Raw genomic sequence first — 20,310 nt, forward strand, 5'->3', positions numbered from 1 at the left:
TCCCTCACCTCCGGGCGAGCTGGCGCTGTCCGACGAGGACGGCGCGGGCGATGACTTGCGAGTCGACCTCGACGTGCACGGGCCGTTCGGAGAGCCTCTCGACGGCGGCGGCGAGCCGGTGCATCCCGCCGCCCGAGCCGAGCACCCGCTCCAGCTTCGACAGCGGGATGACGGCCTCGGGCTCGCCGGCCTCGGCGAGCAGCGCGAGGGTGCCGCCGCGGCGGGCGGGCACGACACCGCCCTGGGCGAGGGTGGGGATGTTGGGGAGCATCGGCAGGTGGATGCCGAACTCCCGGCCGCCGAAGTGGGGCACCCAGTCGGGGATCTTGACGTGGATCCGGTTCAGGGCGCCGATCATGGCGTTGAGGCCGCCGATGTAGGCGCGGGGCAGCGCGGTGAAGGCGTTGATGATGCCCTTCAGCACCGACTTGATGGGCCCCGCGTGGTTCTTGATCGCGTTGTAGATGGCGTTCCAGGCCCACTTCACGCCCTTGGCGAGGGCGGCGGAGACCTTGTCCATGTTGATGAACTTCGAGATGAGCGGGGCGAGCAGGGCCATGATCAGCCCGAAGGCGTTCGCCTTCATGGCGGTGTTGAGGCCCTTCTGCGCGAGCGTCGCCCCCTTCAGCCCCGACCCGAACCCCTTCATGGAGGTACCGCCCGCCGTCGCTTTCTTGCCGGCGTTCCCGACGGACTTCTCCACGGCGTCGGACTGGGCCTTGACATCGCGCAGGGCGTTCTTGGCGCCTGCGGAGGAGGTCTTGAGGTGGTCGAGGGAGGTCTTGAACTTGTCGCTGGAACCCTTGGACTTGGTCAGCGAGCTGTCGGCCTGCGCGACAGCGGTCTTGAACCCGCTGGTGGAAGTGGCGGCGCGGCCGGCGGCCGAGGCGAACCGGCCGAAGGCACCGTCCGCGGTGCGCAGCTTCTGTATCAGGGACATACGGATGTCTCCTCGGTTCAGGGATCGGCGAGGTGCCGGGGTGGGCCTGCGCGGGCGGCTCAGATATGTGCCGCCAGTTCGTCGACACGTTTCTCCAGCGCGGTCAGGGCCTTGTTCGCCCTGGTGGCGGACTCCCCGGCCAGACGGGCGTGCTGCTTGGCGCTGGTCAGCAGGTTCTTGGCGAGTTCGCTGTTCTTATGGGCCTCGATCGCGTCGTTCTTTGCGTGGCCGGCGTCGCTCCTGGCGGCGGTGACCTGCCGTTTGAGGTCCTCCTCGAACTTCTTGGCCCGCTCGCGCTCCTGCTGTCTCGCGGTCGCGGCGGCTTTTTCCTCCGCCGCCTCTTTCTTCTTCTTCTCGTCCTTCTCCCGCTGGTCGCCCCTGCCGTAGACGGCGTTCTCGAGCGACCATTTCTTGCCGGGCCCGATGGGCCGTCCGGCGAAGGTGAGCCCTTTCTCGTCCCACTTGAACAGCGACTGGTCGAACTTGAAGAGCTGGCTGCTGAGGGTGGCGGCCTGGACGTCGGTCTTGAGGAGCGTGGTCTGGATGTCCTTGGTCCACTCGGCTTTGATCTTCGGCATTTCGGCGGCGATGACCGACAGCGCCGTCTTCGTTGCCTGCTTTGCGGCGGCGAGCAGCGCAGCGGTCTGGTCGTTGGGCTGGCTTTGGGATGACACGTGATACCTCCGTGCGTGAGCAGGGCGCGACGAAGAACCCCTGACCGCACGGTCAGGGGTGTGAGGGGGAGGCAGTGATCAGATGACGAGCAGGCTGAGCAGGCCGAGGACGATACAGATGTCGAGGACGGCGATGAGGAGCGCGATCGGTGCGACACCCACCAGTTGGCGCCGCCGGACACCGAGCGCGGGTTCCAGGCACTCGCGCAGTTCGGCTGTCGTCGGGGCGGCGGGGTCGTACACCACCGTCACGTCCGAGCCGGGCACCACGGTCGTGTGCTCCATCGGGAACGACTCCGCCTCGTGCTCGGTGCCGTCCGGAAGACGGTAGGAGAAGCGCACCAGGACCTGGTCCTGGTCCCAGGACAGTGCCGTGCAGGTTCCCGTGGTCTGCACACCGGACGCGTGCAGATGACGGGCCTGGCGATGCCGGCGGGCCGTGTGCACCACGGTGTGTCCCACGCCGGTGGACACCACAGCCATGATGAGAGCCAGAACCAGGGCGCCACCCATCACGTTGCTCCCGTTCGGTGTCCAACAGGTGTCCGAGTGCTTCATGGTGACGTACGTGATCGGTGCTGTCCACGGCCGCCGGTCGCGGAGGCTACGAGAAGAACGACCGCAGCTCCGCCAGGCCGGGCAGCCCCGGCGGATCGGGCGCCGGATCCTCCTCGGCCTCCGCTTCGGCAGGGCCGGGGCGCGGGACCGGACGGGGATACTCCAGCGGTTCGCTCTCCTCGTCGCGGTTGACCGTGGCGAACATCCAGTTGGCCTCGGCGAGTTGGTCGGCGATGAAGGCGAGCAGATGGTCGGTCACGGTCCACTCGGCGCCTTCGCCGTGCGCCTCACGGAAGAGCGCGCTGTCCCGTGGCAGATGCCGGACCAGCACCGCGAGCCGGCGTGAGGTGAGCCGGCCGCGGTGCCAGTCCAGCAGGTCGACGCCGTAGTGGCGGAGCAGGTCCGCTTCCAGGGCCTCGGCGTGCTCTTCGACGAGCTCGCCGAGGCTCAGCCTTCCCCCAGGCCCAGCCCCGTCTCCTTGCCGTAGGCCTCCAGGATCGCGGCGATGTCCTGCACGGTGACGTCGTGCCGCTCGAAGCGGGTGAACTGCTCCTCGCCGAGCAGCAGTCGGAGCAGTCCGTCGACGTCGTTGTCGTCGAGGTCGCGCAACTTGTGGGCGGTGGTGCGGGTGAGTTCGGTCGGCAGGGCGAAGGTGTCGCCGTCCAGTTCGAAGGTCCAGTCGCGGCCGAGCGCCTCCAGGCGCTGGGCGCGGGCCGCGTTGACGTTGAAGGTGGTCATCTCGGGCTCCTTGTCGGTGGGTTCGGACGGTGCCCGGCGTGCGCGCGCACGCCGGGCACCACGGGGAGGTGCGGGGGATCAGGCCAGCGCCGCCGGGTCGTTGACCAGCCAGGTGGCCATCGGCTTGGTCGGGTCGTCGCCCGACAGTGCGGTGAAGGTGACGCCGAGCTTGACCGCGCCGGTGCGGCTGAGCGACAGCTCCTCCACCTCGGAGACGGCGCCGTACGGGATCAGCAGCCGGTAGCGCAGGTCCTTGGTGCCGTTGTTGTCCGCGAAGTCGATGGCGAGGGCCCGCTGGTCCTGGCCGCCCGGCATGCCGCCGATGTCGATCTTCTGCGCGGTGGTCTCCGTCTGGGAGCCCGCGGTGACGACCGAGGTCGACGGGAGCCCCAGGTAGAACGGGAACGTGTCCTTGTTGATCTGCATCAGCTGGAACTTCAGGGTCAGGTCCCGGTCGGAGAGGACGAAGCGCGCCGGGGCCATCGACTGCCAGGTGTCGACCGGGTCGTTCTTGTCCTTCTTGTTGAACTTGACCCCGTCGGAGGAGGTGAAGCCCAGGTTGACCCACGGGGAGGCCAGCGCGGTGGTCTCCTTGACGGTGGTGCCGGCCGGGGCCCACCAGACGTTGCCGGCGCCGGCGATGCGGATCTCGGTGTTCTTGAAGCCTGCCATGTGCGTGCTCCTCGGTGAGAGGGAGAGGGGAGTGGTGAAGTCGCCTACGCCGGGCGGATCGACAGCCGCAGGGTGGCCAGGTAGCGGTTGCCGGCCGGGCGGTTGTAGTCCGGCAGCCAGCGGGGTCCGTCCGCCTCGTCGACGTCGGTGACCAGCGCGGTGCCGTACCGGGTGCCCTGGAGTTCCAGGGCGCAGGCACGGGCCGCGTTGGCCGTCACGAGGGCGGTGGTCTTGTCCGGGCCGTACACCTCGAGGTCGACCAGCGGCCGGTCGAGGTTGAGGTCGTCGATCCAGGCGCCGCCGGCGCGGGAGACGAGGACGACCTGCTGGGTGCCGTCGAAGCCGGCGGGCGGCCTGTTGTCGACCGTGGTCCCGGCCATTTCGGTCCGGTTCTTCAGGAAGTCGACGACGAGCCGCTCCACGTCGGGGAAGTTCAGGATCGCCACACGGGCGCTCCCTTCGGGAAGAGGGGTCCCGGATTCCGGGCAGCAGAAAGCGGCAGGTCCGCCGCCCGGGATCCGGGCGCAGCTCTGCCGCTGCTTCGAGTGTGACGGCGACTCCCGGATCTCGCAACTCACCTTTTTTCAGGGGGAGTTGATGGCCAGACAAACGAAAGGGCCCCGTCGCGGCGGGCGACGGGACCCTGGTTCGTCGTGGGCGTGGGCCAGTGGATGCGGGCGGTGGTCAGCGGTTGCCGCGCAGGCGGTTCGTCGCGCGCTCGGCGGTGAACACGTCCTCCAGCCGGTACAGCTGCCGGCGGCCCTGTGCGCCGGCGGGCCGCAGGTGCCCGCGCTGCACCCACTTGCGGATGGTGGCGGAGGTGACGCCCGCCTCGGCGGCGGCCAGCTCGGAGGTGACCATGGGGGCGTTCACGCCGCCTCCTCGTCCGCCGGGGCGGCCACGTGCCCGCAGGGCGGGTTCACGCACCGCACCTCGGCCCGTTCCGGGAACGCCCGCAGCGACACCGAGTCGCAGGCCGGGCAGCGGCCGGGCAGGCGGACCATCTGCTCCGGGTCGCCGAGCGCACGGGCACAGCGCGCGGCCATCCGCCGGGTCTCGTCCTCGACGTGGGTGGCCAGCACCGGGTCGGGGGCGATCCGCTCCAGCAGTCCGGCGATCCGGCGCAGCCGAACCGGTACGGAGGCCGGGGGCACCGGACGCAGGCCGAGGCGTTCCCGTACGGCCTCCTCCAGTTCGACGACGCCGTCGGTGATGTCGCGCAGGGCGTCGGAGACATGCAGGCGTACGGGGGCACCGGTGCCGCCGACCGGCCCGCCGCCGCGCCGTTCCCGCAGCCCCCCGTGGGCGGCGGGTGCCAGCTCGGCGACCAGTTCGGGGAACCGGCGCAGCAGGGAGGTGATCCAGACGGCGGGGCTCATACGGCGACCTCGCGTCCGTTGCGCCACAGCCGCCCGCCGCTGACGCCGTCGAACCATGTGTGCGAGGGGTCTACGACAGCCTCGCACTCACGTCGGATCGGGCACTGGTTGCATGCGCGCAACGTATGTTTTGCGTCGGAGGGATTACGAGTGAACACGTAGTGTTGTGGGAGATTGGCGCAGGCCGCAGCCCTGCGCCAGTCGAGTTTGCTGGTCACGAGCGATACCTCCCCAGAGGATGGGAATATTCGTTCGATATATGCGGGCAGCAGTCAGCGTGGCACCGTGCGAGCGCGAGCGCAAGCGACTTGCGGGGGTGGCGAGGGCGCCAGGGGTGGTGGCTTGAACGCGACCAGCGGTGCAGCGTGCGAACGTATGTTCTATATATGGTGGCCGGACTGTCCGTGGCGAGGTGAAGAAAAATGTGTTCCCTTACGCGCGTGCGCGCGCACTCCAGGTGCGTGCGCGATCGGTACGCTGCTCCCGACACGAGGGGAGATCGGGAACATGGGGCCCAGTCCACGCGCCGCGAGCACGGAACGAACAGAACGAACGGAACGAACCGACGCGTTGGAGGAGTTCGCCGTCTGGGTCGAGGACCTGATGCGGGACCGCGGCTATGTGATCGACGGCCCACGCGGCGGTGGCAAGTCGCGGCTGGCCGACGACTCCGGTGTCCACCGGGCCGCGGTGACTCGGCTGCTGCAGCGGCAGAGCATGCCGGACCTCGAGACCATGCGCCGCCTGGCCGTGGTGCTCGGCGTGCCGCTGCGGGACATGCTGATCCGCTCCGGGCGGCTGTCCGAGGACGATCTGCCGCTCGAACCCGGCCCGGGAGCGGACCCGGGAGCGAGCAGGCGGCTGAGCCCGGAGGAGGCGGCGCGGCGCATGGGCGTACCGGAGGACCTGCGTGGTCTGTTCGTGAAGGTCGCCCGGCAGTTTCTGGGGGAGGGGTCTTAGGGAAAGAGACGCGGGACGGGGGAGCCGGGAGTGCAAGGAGTGCACACATGGGTGACGGGGGACGCCGGGACGATGACAAGGACGGTACCGGTGGTGAAGGGTCGTACACCGAGGCGGAGCGGGTTACCCGGCTGCTGGGCGGTCTGCTGATCGCACTGGGTGAGAAGGTCCAGGAGGCGGGACCGGAAGGGGTCCGCATCCTCAGCGACGAGGAGGTGCAGCGGGCCAACCTCCAGTGGTACCGCACGGGTTGGGAGGAGCACGCACGGGCGGTCCGCCCGTCCGGCGAGCTCGAGTCGCCGGGGCATGTGGCGGCCGCTCCGGCTGATCCGGCCACCCCGGCGGAGCATCCGGCGGATCCCGACCCCCTGTCCGCCATGGGCCGGCTGCTCGACTTCCCCGGCCACGGCGCCCCGGCCGTCGGCCAGGGCGCCGAGCGCGCCCGGGCGGAGCTGCGGCACCGGCACGACGAGCCCGGCGCCGGACGGCACGAGCGCGTCCGGGAACGCGGTGAGGGCGCCGATGCGGTACGGCGGCCCGACGGTGACGGATGAGGGAGCAGGAAGAAGCCGTCGACGCAGTCGAGATCGGCCTCGTCCACACGCGCTGGCGTGACAAGGAGTCCTTCCGGGCGTGGACGGAAGGGCCGATGAAGTCCGTGCACCAGGGCGGCGGCGAGGGGAGAGAGCGGCCTGAGCCCGGGTCTCCGGCCCGATCCTGTGGTGCTTCGAGGTGGTGCAGCAGGCGGGCCGCCCGAAGGGCGAGGCGCAGGGAATGTCCTCCTGCGCGAGCTGTGCGAGCGCGCCACCGGCGTCCGGGGCAGGCCCCGCACGACCGACGCCCCGCACCGGACAGGTGCGGGGCGTCGGTCGTACCGAACGGGGCGGTTACTTCACGGGTTCGGGTTCCGGCTCGTTCTCCGATTCCGCCTCGCCGGCCGGGGGTTCGTCCGCGACCGGCGTCTTGACGGACTCCAGCAGCAGCTGCGCCACGTCCACGACCTGGACGGACTCCTTGGCCTTGCCCTCGTTCTTCTTGCCGTTGACCGAGTCGGTCAGCATGACGAGGCAGAACGGGCAGGCGGTGGAGACGATGTCGGGGTTCAGCGACAGAGCCTCGTCGACACGCTCGTTGTTGATGCGCTTGCCGATCCGCTCCTCCATCCACATCCGCGCGCCGCCGGCACCGCAGCAGAAGCCGCGTTCCTTGTGGCGGTGCATCTCCTGCTGGCGCAGGCCCGGGACGGCGGACATGATCTCGCGCGGGGGCGTGTAGATCTTGTTGTGGCGGCCCAGGTAGCAGGGGTCGTGGTAGGTGATGAGCCCGTCCACCGGCGTCACCGGGAGCAGCTTGCCCTCGTCGATGAGGTGCTGGAGCAGCTGGGTGTGGTGGATGACCTCGTAGTCGCCGCCGAGCTGCGGGTACTCGTTGCCGATCGTGTTGAGGCAGTGCGGGCAGGTGGCGACGATCTTCTTCGCCGTCTTCGGCTTCTTGGTGGACTCGTCCTCGTCGTCCTCGCCGAAGGCCATGTTCAGCGCCGCGACGTTCTCCATGCCGAGCTCCTGGAACAGGGGCTCGTTGCCGAGGCGGCGGGCGGAGTCACCGGTGCACTTCTCGTCGCCGCCCATGATCGCGAACTTGACGCCCGCCATGTGCAGCAGCTCCGCGAAGGCCTTCGTGGTCTTCTTGGCCCGGTCCTCCAGGGCGCCGGCGCAGCCGACCCAGTACAGGTACTCGACCTCGCTGAGGTCCTCGATGTCGCGGCCGACGACGGGGATCTCGAAGTCGACCTCCTTGGTCCACTCGAGGCGCTGCTTCTTGGCCAGACCCCAGGGGTTGCCCTTCTTCTCCAGGTTCTTGAGCATCGTGCCCGCCTCGGACGGGAACGCGCTCTCGATCATCACCTGGTAGCGGCGCATGTCGACGATGTGGTCGATGTGCTCGATGTCGACCGGGCACTGCTCGACGCAGGCGCCGCAGGTGGTGCAGGACCACAGGACGTCCGGGTCGATGACGCCGTTCTCTTCGAGGGTGCCGATGAGGGGGCGCTCGGCCTCGGCCAGGGCGGCCGCGGGGACGTCCTTGAGCTGCTCCTCGGACGCCTTCTCCTCGCCCTCCGCGTTCTTGCCGCCGCCGGCCAGCAGGTACGGGGCCTTGGCGTGCGCGTGGTCGCGCAGCGACATGATGAGGAGCTTGGGGGAGAGCGGCTTGCCGGTGTTCCAGGCGGGGCACTGCGACTGGCAGCGGCCGCACTCGGTGCAGGTGGAGAAGTCGAGCAGGCCCTTCCAGGAGAACTGCTCGACCTGGGAGACGCCGAACACGTCGTCGTCACCGGGGTCGGTGAAGTCGATGGCCTTGCCGCCCGACGTCATCGGCTGGAGCGCGCCGAGGGCCGTTCCGCCGTTCGCCTCGCGCTTGAACCAGATGTTCGGGAAGCCCAGGAAACGGTGCCAGGCCACGCCCATGTTCGTGTTCAGCGAGACCACGATCATCCAGATGAACGAGACGCTGATCTTGATCATCGCGACCAGGTAGATCAGGTTCTGCAGCGTGCCGACGCTCAGGCCCTTGAAGGCCAGGACCAGCGGGTACGAGGCGAAGTACGCGGCCTCGTAGTGCTCCACGTGGTGGATGGCGCCCTCAAGGCCGCGCAGGGTGTAGATCGCGAGGCCGATGGTGAGGATGACGTACTCGACGAAGTACGCCTGGCCGGACTTGGAGCCCGCGAAGCGGGACTTGCGGCCGGGGCGCGAGGGCAGGCTCAGCAGCCGGATCGCCATCAGGACGAGGATGCCGAGGATGGTCATCACACCGATGAACTCGGTGTACATCTCGAGCGGCAGGAAGTCGCCGACGACCGGCAGCGTCCAGTCGGCCTCGAAGAGCTGTCCGAAGGCCTGGGCCAGGGTCGGAGGGAGCGTCAGGAAGCCGACAGCCACGAACCAGTGGGCGAAGCCCACGATGCCCCACCGGTTCATCCGGGTGTGGCCGAGGAACTCCCGGACCAGCGTCACGCTGCGCTGGTAGGGGTTGTCGGTCCGGCTCCCGGCGGGGACGGGCTGTCCCAACTTGAAGTAGCGGACGAACTGGCCGATGGCGCGTGCTAGCAGCGCCACGCCGACCACGGTCAGGACCAGCGACACAATGATCGCGGCGAGTTGCATTCGGGGGCTCCTCGGGCCTGCGAGGTGTTGCTTCGAGGGTGACCTCGAAGGTGATTACTAAGCGGTAACTTATGCAGTCCGTCTGAGACTACCCACTTCCTCCGCCGCACTGTAGTCAGAGGTGCGGTGATCTGCGTCGCTGAGGGAAGCCTGAGTGGGTGCCCGGGAGGCGGGCACAGGGTCCGTTTCGCCCGGGGCCGACAGGACACGTAAACCCGATCGTGTTATTCACCCAATACTGTGACAATTACCCCTAAATTGGCGACGTGCTGTACGGAATCACGGCCGCCACCGCCGCTCTGCTCCTGACCGCCACGCTCACCGCGCTGCTGCGGTCGTTCTCCCTGCGCCTCGGCCCGGCCGAGGGGAGGGGGCTTCCCGCGCGCCGGGCGAAACCGCGGGCCCCCGGAAGAGGGAGACCGGTTCCGCTCCTCGGCGGGGTCGCCGTGGCCGGCACGACGGCGCTCGTCGGCTGGGCCGGGGGCTGGACCGGCGCCGCCCCGCTCGGGCCGGAGACCGGCCGGCTGCTGGTCGCCGGGATCGCGGTCGCCCTGCTCGGCCTTGCCTCCGATCTGCTGCCCGTACCCCCGGTGGTGTGCGGGGCGGGCGTCGCCGTCGCCGCCGCGCTGACCGTCCCCTACGACGAACTCGGCATGCCGGCCGGAGTGCTGGCGGTGGGCTGGATCGTCCTCGTCACGCAGGGCTTCCGTTCGCTGGACCACGCCGACGGGGTGATGGGGACGGTCGGCGTCATCACGGCGTTCGCCCTCAGCGCGTGCGCGGCCGCCGAACTCATGGACGGGCTCGCGGCGCTGCTCAGCGTGCTGGCCGCGGCCCTCACCGGGTTCCTGATGCACGGATGGCCGCCCGCCAGGATCGCGCCGGGGCGGTGCGGGTCGCTGTTCACGGGCTTCGTCCTGGCCTCGGCGGTCGTGCTGGTGCACGCGGGGCGGCCCGCCGGGACCGGCCTCGGCGCCGCCTTCGCGCTGACGGCCCTGGCCACCGCGGACGCCGTCCTGGTCCTGGTGTCGCGGCGGCGGGCGGGGCGGCCGCTGCTGCGACCGGCGCCGGACCATCTGGTGCACCGGCTGCGGCAGGCGGGACTCACCCGTCAGGGGGTCATGATCGTGACGGGTCTTGCAGCGTTCGCGGCTGCGCTCGTGGGGCTGTGCATCGACCTCGGGTGGCTGGGGGCGGGGGCCGCCTGGTGGGTGGCGGGCGCGGTGGCCGCCGTCGCGGTCGTGGGCGCCGTACGTCCCGGGGTCCGCCCGCGCCGTGCCCATCCGCATGCGATTCCTGCCCCCGGGGGACCCGTCCCGAGGCCGCTGGGGCGTCCGGGGCGCCCCCGTCCGGAGGCTCCGGGTGCAGTAAAGGTGCACTGACTCTGCGAGAAAACCGCAGTTCAGAGGCTCCATGCGCGTAAGGAGCGGATAAGAGTTGAGCCCCTACGACTCAGGTCTGTTGACCGAGAGGCGGACGTCGTGCACACTTGAGTCCGTTCCACTCAAGTCATTGCTGGAGGAATTGAAATGGCACGTGCGGTCGGCATCGACCTGGGCACGACTAACTCCGTCGTCAGCGTTCTCGAAGGCGGCGAGCCCACCGTCATCACCAACGCCGAAGGCGCCAGGACCACGCCGTCCGTCGTCGCCTTCGCGAAGAACGGCGAGGTGCTCGTCGGCGAGGTCGCCAAGCGCCAGGCGGTCACGAACGTGGACCGGACCATCCGTTCGGTGAAGCGTCACATGGGCACGGACTGGAAGATCGAGCTCGACGGCAAGAGCTTCAACCCGCAGCAGATGAGCGCCTTCATCCTGCAGAAGCTGAAGCGCGACGCCGAGGCGTACCTGGGCGAGAAGGTGGCCGACGCGGTCATCACCGTCCCCGCGTACTTCAACGACTCCGAGCGTCAGGCGACGAAGGAAGCCGGTGAGATCGCCGGTCTCAACGTCCTTCGTATCGTCAACGAGCCGACCGCCGCCGCCCTGGCGTACGGCCTCGACAAGGACGACCAGACGATCCTCGTCTTCGACCTCGGTGGCGGCACCTTCGACGTGTCCCTCCTGGAGATCGGCGACGGCGTCGTCGAGGTGAAGGCCACCAACGGTGACAACCACCTCGGTGGTGACGACTGGGACCAGCGCGTCGTCGACTACCTGGTGCAGCAGTTCCGCTCCGGTCACGGCGTGGACCTCGCCAAGGACAAGATGGCGCTCCAGCGTCTGCGCGAGGCCGCCGAGAAGGCCAAGATCGAGCTGTCCTCGTCCACCGAGACCTCGATCAACCTGCCCTACATCACGGCCTCCGCCGAGGGCCCGCTGCACCTGGACGAGAAGCTCACGCGCGCCCAGTTCCAGCAGCTGACCGCGGACCTCCTGGAGCGCTGCAAGACGCCGTTCCACAACGTCATCAAGGACGCCGGCATCCAGCTGTCCGAGATCGACCACGTCGTTCTCGTCGGTGGCTCCACCCGTATGCCCGCCGTCGCCGAGCTCGTCAAGGAGCTGACCGGCGGCAACGAGGCCAACAAGGGCGTGAACCCGGACGAGGTCGTCGCCATCGGCGCCGCCCTGCAGGCCGGTGTCCTCAAGGGTGAGGTCAAGGACGTCCTGCTCCTGGACGTGACCCCGCTGTCCCTCGGTATCGAGACCAAGGGAGGGATCATGACCAAGCTCATCGAGCGCAACACCACGATCCCGACCAAGCGCTCCGAGATCTTCACGACGGCCGAGGACAACCAGCCGTCCGTCCAGATCCAGGTCTACCAGGGCGAGCGCGAGATCGCGGCGTACAACAAGAAGCTCGGCATGTTCGAGCTGACCGGTCTGCCGCCGGCCCCGCGCGGTGTCCCGCAGATCGAGGTCGCCTTCGACATCGACGCCAACGGCATCATGCACGTGACCGCGAAGGACCTCGGCACGGGCAAGGAGCAGAAGATGACCGTCACCGGCGGCTCCTCGCTGCCGAGGGACGAGGTCGACCGCATGCGCCAGGAGGCCGAGAAGTACGCGGACGAGGACCACGCCCGCCGCGAGGCCGCCGAGACCCGCAACCAGGGCGAGCAGCTCGTCTACCAGACGGAGAAGTTCCTCAAGGACAACGAGGACAAGGTCCCCGGCGACATCAAGACCGAGGTCGAGGCGTCCGTCGAGGAGCTGAAGGCCGCGCTCAAGGGCGAGGAATCCGCCGAGATCCGCACCGCCACCGAGAAGGTCGCCGCGGTCTCGCAGAAGCTGGGCCAGGCCATGTACGCCGACGCCCAGGCCTCCCAGGCCGCGGGCGGCGACGCCCACGGCGCCGAGGCCCCGAAGGCCGACGACGATGTCGTCGACGCCGAGATTGTCGACGAGGACCGCCGGGACGGTGCCGCGTGACGGAGGAGACCCCGGGCTTCGAAGAGCAGCCCGACGTCCCTTCCGGCGCCACCTCTGACGACGCCGAGCCGCAGTCCGCCACCCCCTCTGCGGAGGGGGCGGCGGCCCCGGACGGGGACGCAGCAGCACAGGTGACCGGCCTGACGGCCCAGCTGGACCAGGCCCGCATGGCGCTCACCGAGCGCACCGCGGACCTCCAGCGGCTCCAGGCCGAGTTCCAGAACTACCGCCGCCGGGTCGAGCGCGACCGGATCGCGGTCAGGGAGGTCGCCGTGGCGAGCCTCCTGACCGAACTCCTGCCCGTGCTCGACGACATCGGCCGCGCGCGGGACCACGGGGAGCTCGTCGGCGGATTCAAGTCCGTCGCCGAGTCCCTCGAGACCGTCGCGGCGAAGATGGGGCTCCAGCAGTTCGGCAAGGAGGGCGAGCCCTTCGACCCGACGATCCACGAGGCCCTGATGCACTCGTACGCGCCGGACGTCACGGAGACGACGTGCGTGGCGATTCTGCAGCCGGGGTATCGCTTCGGCGAACGCACCATCCGCCCCGCGCGGGTGGCCGTCGCCGAGCCGCAGCCCGGGGCGCAGCCGGTCAAGGCCGAGGATCAGGCCGAGTCGGCCGAGGACAAGGAGAGCGGTGGCCCGGACGAGGGCTGAGCTTGAACGGACGAGGAAGGAGGGACGTCGGGGATGAGCACCAAGGACTTCATCGAGAAGGACTTCTACAAGGTCCTCGGCGTCCCCAAGGACGCCACCGAGGCCGAGATCAAGAAGGCGTACCGGAAGCTCGCCCGCGAGTTCCACCCGGACGCCAACAAGGGCAACGCCAAGGCCGAGGAGCGCTTCAAGGAGATCTCCGAGGCGAACGACGTGCTCGGCGATCCCAAGAAGCGCAAGGAGTACGACGAGGCACGCGCCCTCTTCGGCAGCGGTGGCTTCCGGCCGGGTCCCGGCGCGGGCGGCGGCAACTTCAACTTCGACCTGGGCGACCTCTTCGGAGGCGGTGCCCAGGGTCAGGGAGCGGGAGGAGCCGGCGGCTTCGGCGGCGGCATAGGTGACGTCTTCGGGGGCCTGTTCAACCGCGGCGGCGGCCCCGCCACGGGCACGCGTACCCAGCCCAGGCGCGGCCAGGACATCGACACCGAGGTCACACTCTCCTTCACGGAGGCGGTGGACGGCGCGACCGTTCCGCTGCGCATGACCTCGCAGGCGCCCTGCAAGGCCTGCTCGGGAACCGGCGACAAGAACGGCACACCGCGCGTGTGCCCGACCTGTGTCGGCACCGGCCAGGTGGCGCGGGGCTCGGGCGGCGGGTTCTCGCTCACGGACCCCTGCCCGGACTGCAAGGGCCGCGGCCTGATCGCGGAGCACCCCTGCATGGAGTGCGCCGGCAGCGGGCGGGCCAAGTCGTCCCGCACGATGCAGGTCCGCATCCCCGCGGGGGTCAGCGACAACCAGCGGATCCGGCTGCGGGGCAAGGGCGCGCCGGGCGAGCGGGGCGGCCCGGCCGGTGACCTGTACGTCACCGTCCACGTGGACGCCCATCCGGTCTTCGGCCGCAAGGACGACAACCTCACCGTCACCGTGCCCGTCACCTTCACGGAGGCGGCACTGGGCGGCGAGGTGAAGGTCCCGACGCTGGGCGGCCCCCCGGTGACCCTGAAGCTTCCGCCGGGCACGCCCAACGGACGGACCATGCGCGCCCGGGGCAGGGGCGCGGTCCGCAAGGACGGCACCCGGGGCGACCTCCTGGTCACCGTCGAGGTGGTCGTCCCCCAGGACCTGTCCGGCAAGGCTCGTGACGCGCTCGAGGCGTATCGCGAGGCGACCGCGGGTGAGGATCCGCGGGCGGAGCTGTTCCAGGCCGCGAAGGGAGCATGACGGAGCCATGGACACGACCGGTCGTCGACGCAACCCCTATGAACTGACCGAGGAGACCCCGGTCTACGTCATCTCGGTGGCGGCCCAGCTCTCCGGACTGCACCCGCAGACCCTGCGTCAGTACGACCGGCTCGGTCTGGTCTCTCCCGACCGTACGGCCGGCCGGGGCCGCCGTTACTCGGCCCGCGACATCGAGCTGCTGCGCACCGTCCAGCAGTTGTCGCAGGACGAGGGCATCAACCTCGCCGGCATCAAGCGCATCATCGAGCTGGAGAACCAGGTGGCCGCGCTCCAGTCCCGTGTCGCGGAGCTGGAGTCGGCCCTCGACGGTGCCGCGGCCGCCATGCAGCAGCGCGAGGCCGCCGTGCACGCCTCCTACCGGCGTGACCTGGTCCCGTACCAGGAGGTCCAGCAGACGAGCGCGCTGGTGGTGTGGCGTCCCAAGCGGGCGGCCGACTGAACCCGGTCGCCCGGGCGGTACCGGACGAACCCGAAGGGCCCGGAGGTCATCGACCTCCGGGCCCTTTCGCGTGCCCCGCGCTTTCCGGCCGGAGCGGCGAGGTTGACCGTTTTTGACCGAGTGGCTGAAACCTTCTCCCTGAGGTCTGTTTTGCGTATGTCGTCCGTATAGGCCCGGTGGCGGAGGTTCGGGACGTCCCTTTCGTCGTGCGGGAGCGGGCGGCGATAAGAGGTGTTCGCGGTGAATTGCCGTCAATGAAGCGGCGGTGTGCGCTTGGTCACTGCGAGGGCGGCCGCGCCGGCCGCGCCGAGTGGCCGGCGCGCAGGGGTGAGCGTGGGGGCCGAGGTGGGGGCGCCTCGCGCGGGAGTGTCCTTGTCCATGTGTTTCTTCGGGTCTGACCGATCGTCAACGGCGGTTAAAAACCGTCGGCGATCGCGACTCCTGTGAACGGACGTGGGATGTCCATGTGAATGACGGAAGGTGAAGCTGAGGGGATCGATCGGTGGATGGGCGTAGTATTTTCCCGTCGCGTTCACTTGTGGAACACGAAACGCCGTTGCCATCTCGTTAAGTGATTACTCCTTGACGCTGAGGTGATCGCCGCGTTGGCTTTCAGCCACCTGGGTCGCAATGCTGCAACCTCGCCCGGAAGGCACCTGCTGTGAAGACTCGTAACACCGGCCTCCGCCGTACCGTCATAGCCGTGGCGTCGTCCGCCACGGCCCTCACCCTCGCCGGATGCGGCGTGGTCGACTTCGGTGGGAGTGGGAGCTCGGCCAGCGCCACGAAGGGCGACGACATCACGGTCGGCCTGCTCCTTCCGGAGAAGGAGAACACCCGTTACGAGAAGTTCGACTACCCGATCATCCGGGAGCAGGTTCAGAAGCTCACCGAGAAGCAGGGTGACGTCCTCTACCTGAACGCGGAGCAGGACGCTGCCAAGCAGCTCCGCCAGATGCAGCAGATGATCGACGACAAGGTCGACGTCATCCTCGTGGACGCCGTGGACTCGGTGTCGATCGCGAAGGGCGTGCGCAAGGCCAAGGAGGCCGGGATCCCGGTCATCGCCTACGACCGTCTGGCGCAGGGTCCGATCGACGCGTACATCTCCTTCGACAACGAGCTGGTCGGCGAGACCCAGGGCAAGGCCCTGGCGGCCGCGCTGGGCTCCGACACGGCCTCGAAGAAGATCATCATGATGAACGGCTCGTTGACCGACCCGAACGCCGCGCAGTTCAAGAAGGGCGCCGAGTCCGAGCTCAAGGACAAGGTGATCGTCGCCGCCGAGTACGACACCAAGGACTGGAACCCGGTCAACGCCAAGGCCAACATGGAGAAGTCCATCCAGGCCGTGGGTCTGAGCAACATCGCCGGTGTCTACGCCGCCAACGACGGCATCGCGGGCGCGGTCATCGACGTCTTCAAGGCCGCGGGTGTCAGCAAGGTGCCGCCGGTCACCGGTCAGGACTCCGAGCTCATCGCCGTGCAGCGGATCATCAAGGGCGACCAGTACATGAGCGTGTACAAGTCGTACCCGCAGGAGGCCAACGCCGCCGCCGAGATGGCCGTCGCCCGGGTCCAGGGACGGACGATCGAGTTCGACGCGCTCACCCGCGACAAGGTCAGCAGCCCCACGAACAAGGACGTCCCGTCCCAGCTCGTGCCCGTGGTGGCCCTCACCAAGGAAAACATCGAGAACACGGTCGTCCAGGACGGCATCTACACCGTCGACAAGATCTGCACGACGGCCTACAAGGCGCTCTGCAGCTCGCTCGGCATCAAGTAGGACGCTCCGCCCGGACGTCTCGGCACCGAGACGGCCGGCGAGCACGGTTCCGGCCCCGCTCGCGGGTGCGCGCCGACGGCGCCCACCCGCGGCCGGGGCCGTTCCCGTACCGGCCCGGCCCGGAAGGCCTCCCAGGAGGGCGCTGCACGGCCTCCCGCCGCGCCGGAGCCCCCCGCCGCCGCCCCGGCGCGCCCCGGCCCCCACGGCGCCCTCTGGGGCCGCACGCCCCCCTTTCGGCATGATCGCCCCGTGCCATCGCCCCGTGCCCACCGCCCCGCCCATCGCCCCGCGGGTGGCGGTCAGGCGGTTTGCGGGTCCGGTGGACTTTCGTCGCGGTGCCCGTTCCCGCGCAACCTCCGGTTCCTTGAGGCCGAGCGTCGTCGGCGGCTGCGGCCGGGGCGGGTGCGCTCGCCGCAAGTCCCCCGGAAGGAAACGGAGTCGGGGATTCGGGCGGAGGGTCTCGGAGCGTGTGCCGGGGCGTGTCCGGGGGGTCGGGCGGCGGCCCTTCAGCTTGTTGCAAGGGGCGCGGCGGAGGTCAGGATTTATGGGGACGAGCAGGGGCGTACGGACGCTCCCCGGCCGCACAGCCTTGTTGCGATGCCGGTCGCGTCCGCGCATAGTTGCGCTGCGGAGGACGCCCTGACGCGGGGCTCACGCCAGGGGTTGGAGCTGGAGCCAGGGGTGGGAGATGGCCGGGCACGGGACGGACAGGCATCCGCACGGCGCTGACCGGCTGTGTGATGCGGGCGACCGGGTGTACTCCCGGGCCGTGCGCCGGGGCCGGGTGCCCCGCGAGGACGCCGAGGCGGTGCCCTGCCTGCTGGAGCTGGCGCTGCTGCACCCCGATCCGGACGACATGGACTGGCTGGTGCCGACCTCGCCCCAGGAGGTCATGACCCGGCTCCTGCGAGGCGTGTACGAGGAAGTCAGCGCGAGCCAGGCGCGAGTGGGCGACGCGGTGTCGGCCTTCGAGTGGTACGCGGGTCTCGGCGGCCGGGTGCGGGCGCCGGCCGAAGGGGTGGCGATCCGGGTCCTGGACGGGCTGCCGCGGATCCACGCCGCCATGGACAAGGCGACCGAGGAATGCACCCGTGAGGTCCTGACGGTGCAGCCGGGCGGCATCCGGCGCGAGGACGAACTCGTCGAGGGGCTGCACCGGGCGCTGGAGATGCGCCGGCGCGGGGTGCGCATGCGCGATCTCTACACCCATGTGGCCCGGCACGGCCAAGGCCTCCTGAACTACATGGAGTTGATGGGCGACGCCGCCGAGGCCCGCACCCTCGACGAGGTGGTGGAGCGGCTCATCCTGTTCGACCGCACGGTCGCCTTCATCCCCGCCAACTCGGACCGCACGATCGCGCTGGAGCTGCGCCACCCCGCGCTGGTGGACTACCTGGGGACGGTCTTCGAACGGCTGTGGCGCCTCGGGATCCCGCTGACCTCGCCCATGCCCTCGACGGGCATCGAGGGCATCACCCACCGGGAGCGGTCCATCGCGGCGCTGCTCGCCGAGGGGCATCAGGACGCGGTCGTCGCGGAGCGGCTGGGCATCAGCGTGCGGACCTGCCGGGCGCACATCGCCCGGCTCTCGGAGACGCTGGGCGCGGCGAGCCGGACGCAGCTGGGCGTGCGGATCGCCCAGGCGGGTCTCGACGGGCCGCAGCGTTCCCCCGAATTCGAGCCGGTCCCCGTCGCGGAGGCCGCGTCGGGAGCGCCCGCCGTCCCCGACCGCGGATCCCCGGCCGGCCGCTGAGAACGGCGGTCCGGGCGAGGCTTCCGGAGCCCGGCCGGGCGTGCCGGACGTTCTGGCGTCAGCGGGGTCACTCGCCTCCCTCGGGCTGGTCCAGGAGTCCCGACTGCGCTATCAGGAAGCCGAGTTGGGCCCGGCTCCCGCTGCCGAGGGCGGAGGCCAGCTTGGCGATGTGGGCGCGGCAGGTACGGACGTTCATGCCCAGGCGGCGGGCGATGGCCTCGTCCACGTGCCCCTCGATGAGCAGTTTGGCGATGGAGCGCTGGACGCCGGTGATGCCGTTGGGCCCGACATCGTTCGGGACGTTCTCGGTGAGGGGGACCGCCCGCTGCCAGAGCTGCTCGAAGACCTTGCTCAGGTACATCACGAGTCCGGGGTGGCGGAGTTCGAGGGCGACCCGCCGGTCGTCGCTGGCCGGGATGAAGGCGACGGTCCGGTCGAAGATGATCAGCCGCTCGATGAGTTCCTCGAGCGTACGCACCTGGATCCGGCCGCCGGATATGCGCTCCACGTAGGCGAGCGTCCCCTGGCTGTGCCGTGCGGTGTGCTGGTACAGCGTGCGGATGCGCACGCCCCGGTCGGTGAGCGGCCTGTCGCGCTCCAGGGCCTGCATCAGGGCGTCGGCGGGCCGGCCGCCGCCCGGCTGGATCGTCAGCATCTCCGTCTGGCACTCGGCGGTGGCCGAATTGAGCGCCGCGTTGATCCGGTCGAATCCCTCCAGGACGGTGATCGCGTGGATACTCGCGGTGCTCTGTGTGCTGATCGCGATGAACGGATCGAAGGAGTCTGTCAGTTCGATCGCGAGCCGCCGGCGTTCCTGGATCTCCCGTTCCAGGGGCTGCAGGCGCTGGGCGAGCGCGACCGACGGCGGGACGGGACGCAGCCACTTCTCGTCGTCGGGGTCGGGATGAAGCAGTGCGAACTCCAAGAGGCAGGGGGCCGTTTCCACTTCGACCCGGGTGATGCGGCCGGAGTGCAACGCACTGGCGTAAAGGCGTGTTCCTTCGTCACACAACGTGGTGACAGCGTGGGGATGTGTCGGTTGTGAGTTGTTTGTGGGCAAATCTCCACCCCCCAGGGTCCTGAACGTGCAGGAACATGATGCATCGCTGCTGTGGCATTGACGTGCCTGAATGAGCCATCGTCTTGTGACGACGGGGGAGAAGATTCCATCAAGTGAGGACGAAGCCGACTATGCGAGCGAGATTGCTTGGTTCAGTGCTTGCCGCAGTCTTCTCTGTCGCTGTGGCGTCCGGCTCCCTGGGAGCCTCGGGTCTTGATGCCGGGGGTGCCCGGACCGGGGCCGGCCCGGACAGCGGTTGGACCAGCGTGAAGGCGACCCCGCCGGACAGCGGCTGGACCTCCGCCGAGGCGGTCCCCGGGGACAGCGGCTGGACCGACATCGAGGCCGCGGCGCTCCCGGGCGACAGCGGCTGGACCAGCGTGAAGGCGACCCCGGCGGACAGTGGCTGGAACGTCGCCGAGGCCTCGGCGCTGGGGGACAGCGGCTGGACGGTCATCTCCGCGAGCGCAGAAGCATGAGCATTCCGCCCGACGACCGCTCCTTCCGCCGAGAGATGGCCACCGCCTACCGGTCCGGCTGGCACTTCATCGACCTGGTCACCGCCATCCCCTACAGCGGCGACTCGCTGATGGTGACCGTCTTCGGAGAGCCCGTCGTCGTCACCCGCGACGACGACGAGGACGTACGGGCCTACCGGTGTCTGCGGCGGCCTCGGGGGGCGCCGCAGCCCGTCCGGTGCGCCATCCGGTACGGAATGATCTTCGTCAACCTCGACCAGCGCGACCACCAGCTCACCGGGCCTGACGTCCCGGACATCGAGACCATCGCAGCCACCCCCCGCAGTGCCTGACGCGATTCCCCCGTCGTAGTAGATCGCGCAGGTACTTCCCCCCGCAGCGGCGTCACCGTGACCTGAACACGGTGACGCCGCTGCAGTTTCCGGGGAAATCT

General features: G+C 69.7%; 23 protein-coding genes and 1 pseudogene. 12 read left to right on the forward strand and 12 right to left on the reverse strand.

Annotation, left to right across the window (positions count from 1 at the left end; translation table 11 throughout):
- Nucleotides 1-4: 4 nt before the first annotated feature.
- The 10 genes from OG410_RS22330 to OG410_RS22375 all read right to left on the reverse strand — a co-directional run bounded on the left by OG410_RS22330 (nt 5) and on the right by OG410_RS22375 (nt 5,179).
- A complete protein-coding gene (locus OG410_RS22330) occupies nt 5-940 on the reverse strand; it encodes a hypothetical protein (RefSeq protein WP_329300828.1) in 936 nt (311 codons plus the stop codon).
- 59 nt (nt 941-999) lie between these two features.
- Nucleotides 1,000-1,614, reverse strand: a complete 615-nt coding sequence (locus OG410_RS22335; protein WP_329300829.1) for a hypothetical protein — start codon at nt 1,612-1,614, stop codon at nt 1,000-1,002.
- Nucleotides 1,615-1,692: 78 nt separating this feature from the next.
- Entirely contained in the window at nt 1,693-2,127 is a 435-nt protein-coding gene (locus tag OG410_RS22340; RefSeq protein ID WP_329300830.1) for a DUF3592 domain-containing protein, read from the reverse strand.
- A 91-nt stretch (nt 2,128-2,218) separates the two neighbouring features.
- Nucleotides 2,219-2,503, reverse strand: coding sequence for a hypothetical protein (locus OG410_RS22345; RefSeq protein WP_443063780.1), 285 nt, complete (start codon nt 2,501-2,503; stop codon nt 2,219-2,221).
- Nucleotides 2,504-2,619: 116 nt separating this feature from the next.
- Nucleotides 2,620-2,910 carry a hypothetical protein gene (locus tag OG410_RS22350; RefSeq protein WP_329300831.1) on the reverse strand — a complete coding sequence of 97 codons (291 nt, stop codon included), beginning with the start codon at nt 2,908-2,910 and terminating at the stop codon, nt 2,620-2,622.
- Between the two features lie 78 nt (nt 2,911-2,988).
- Nucleotides 2,989-3,582, reverse strand: coding sequence for a phage tail tube protein (locus OG410_RS22355; RefSeq protein WP_329300832.1), 594 nt, complete (start codon nt 3,580-3,582; stop codon nt 2,989-2,991).
- A 44-nt stretch (nt 3,583-3,626) separates the two neighbouring features.
- On the reverse strand, nt 3,627-4,028 hold the full coding sequence (locus OG410_RS22360) for a hypothetical protein (protein WP_261706686.1): 402 nt from the start codon (nt 4,026-4,028) through the stop codon (nt 3,627-3,629).
- A 238-nt stretch (nt 4,029-4,266) separates the two neighbouring features.
- Nucleotides 4,267-4,443 carry a helix-turn-helix domain-containing protein gene (locus tag OG410_RS22365; RefSeq protein WP_329304205.1) on the reverse strand — a complete coding sequence of 59 codons (177 nt, stop codon included), beginning with the start codon at nt 4,441-4,443 and terminating at the stop codon, nt 4,267-4,269.
- 8 nt (nt 4,444-4,451) lie between these two features.
- Nucleotides 4,452-4,961, reverse strand: coding sequence for a hypothetical protein (locus OG410_RS22370; RefSeq protein WP_329300833.1), 510 nt, complete (start codon nt 4,959-4,961; stop codon nt 4,452-4,454).
- Nucleotides 4,958-5,179, reverse strand: a complete 222-nt coding sequence (locus OG410_RS22375; RefSeq protein ID WP_329300834.1) for a WhiB family transcriptional regulator — start codon at nt 5,177-5,179, stop codon at nt 4,958-4,960. Before OG410_RS22375 ends, OG410_RS22370 begins: the two co-directional genes overlap by 4 nt.
- A 385-nt stretch (nt 5,180-5,564) precedes the next feature.
- On the opposite strand from OG410_RS22375, the gene OG410_RS22380 reads away from it, so the two are divergent.
- The 3 genes and pseudogenes from OG410_RS22380 to OG410_RS22390 form a co-directional block, all read left to right on the forward strand.
- Nucleotides 5,565-5,921, forward strand: coding sequence for a helix-turn-helix transcriptional regulator (locus OG410_RS22380; RefSeq protein ID WP_329304206.1), 357 nt, complete (start codon nt 5,565-5,567; stop codon nt 5,919-5,921).
- A gap of 47 nt (nt 5,922-5,968) precedes the next feature.
- A complete protein-coding gene (locus OG410_RS22385; protein WP_329300835.1) occupies nt 5,969-6,475 on the forward strand; it encodes a hypothetical protein in 507 nt (168 codons plus the stop codon).
- A gap of 38 nt (nt 6,476-6,513) precedes the next feature.
- Nucleotides 6,514-6,668 (forward strand): annotated as a pseudogene (locus OG410_RS22390) (antibiotic biosynthesis monooxygenase family protein); the annotation flags it as partial.
- A gap of 140 nt (nt 6,669-6,808) precedes the next feature.
- Here the strand turns inward: OG410_RS22390 and OG410_RS22395 are convergent.
- The gene (locus OG410_RS22395; RefSeq protein WP_329300836.1) at nt 6,809-9,085 is read right to left on the reverse strand and encodes a (Fe-S)-binding protein; all 2,277 of its coding nucleotides are present in this window, start codon (nt 9,083-9,085) and stop codon (nt 6,809-6,811) included.
- Nucleotides 9,086-9,351: 266 nt separating this feature from the next.
- Between OG410_RS22395 and OG410_RS22400 the strand changes: the two genes are divergently transcribed.
- The 7 genes from OG410_RS22400 to OG410_RS22430 all read left to right on the forward strand — a co-directional run bounded on the left by OG410_RS22400 (nt 9,352) and on the right by OG410_RS22430 (nt 18,338).
- Nucleotides 9,352-10,467: an MraY family glycosyltransferase gene (locus tag OG410_RS22400; protein ID WP_329300837.1), complete on the forward strand. Its 1,116-nt coding sequence runs from the start codon at nt 9,352-9,354 to the stop codon at nt 10,465-10,467.
- A 147-nt stretch (nt 10,468-10,614) separates the two neighbouring features.
- Nucleotides 10,615-12,459 (forward strand): molecular chaperone DnaK, encoded by a 1,845-nt coding sequence (gene dnaK / locus OG410_RS22405; RefSeq protein WP_329300838.1) that lies wholly within the window; start codon nt 10,615-10,617, stop codon nt 12,457-12,459.
- Nucleotides 12,456-13,115 carry a nucleotide exchange factor GrpE gene (gene grpE, locus OG410_RS22410; RefSeq protein ID WP_328450188.1) on the forward strand — a complete coding sequence of 220 codons (660 nt, stop codon included), beginning with the start codon at nt 12,456-12,458 and terminating at the stop codon, nt 13,113-13,115. Before dnaK ends, grpE begins: the two co-directional genes overlap by 4 nt.
- 33 nt (nt 13,116-13,148) lie before the next feature.
- A complete protein-coding gene (gene dnaJ / locus OG410_RS22415) occupies nt 13,149-14,339 on the forward strand; it encodes a molecular chaperone DnaJ (RefSeq protein WP_329300839.1) in 1,191 nt (396 codons plus the stop codon).
- A 7-nt stretch (nt 14,340-14,346) separates the two neighbouring features.
- Nucleotides 14,347-14,799: a heat shock protein transcriptional repressor HspR gene (locus OG410_RS22420; protein WP_328670535.1), complete on the forward strand. Its 453-nt coding sequence runs from the start codon at nt 14,347-14,349 to the stop codon at nt 14,797-14,799.
- A gap of 703 nt (nt 14,800-15,502) precedes the next feature.
- Nucleotides 15,503-16,585, forward strand: a complete 1,083-nt coding sequence (locus OG410_RS22425) for a sugar ABC transporter substrate-binding protein (RefSeq protein ID WP_329300840.1) — start codon at nt 15,503-15,505, stop codon at nt 16,583-16,585.
- A gap of 688 nt (nt 16,586-17,273) precedes the next feature.
- Nucleotides 17,274-18,338 (forward strand): helix-turn-helix transcriptional regulator, encoded by a 1,065-nt coding sequence (locus tag OG410_RS22430; RefSeq protein WP_329300841.1) that lies wholly within the window; start codon nt 17,274-17,276, stop codon nt 18,336-18,338.
- Between the two features lie 67 nt (nt 18,339-18,405).
- Here the strand turns inward: OG410_RS22430 and OG410_RS22435 are convergent, their stop codons facing one another.
- Entirely contained in the window at nt 18,406-19,398 is a 993-nt protein-coding gene (locus OG410_RS22435; protein ID WP_329300842.1) for a helix-turn-helix transcriptional regulator, read from the reverse strand.
- A 266-nt stretch (nt 19,399-19,664) separates the two neighbouring features.
- On the opposite strand from OG410_RS22435, the gene OG410_RS22440 reads away from it, so the two are divergent.
- Both OG410_RS22440 and OG410_RS22445 read left to right on the forward strand, forming a co-directional pair.
- Complete coding sequence (locus OG410_RS22440) at nt 19,665-19,877, forward strand: hypothetical protein (protein WP_329300843.1); 213 nt, start codon at nt 19,665-19,667, stop codon at nt 19,875-19,877.
- Complete coding sequence (locus OG410_RS22445) at nt 19,874-20,209, forward strand: hypothetical protein (RefSeq protein ID WP_326786561.1); 336 nt, start codon at nt 19,874-19,876, stop codon at nt 20,207-20,209. The genes OG410_RS22440 and OG410_RS22445 overlap by 4 nt, the downstream gene beginning before the upstream one ends.
- Nucleotides 20,210-20,310 lie beyond the last annotated feature (101 nt).

Source organism: Streptomyces sp. NBC_00659, assembly GCF_036226925.1.
Classification (GTDB): domain Bacteria; phylum Actinomycetota; class Actinomycetes; order Streptomycetales; family Streptomycetaceae; genus Streptomyces.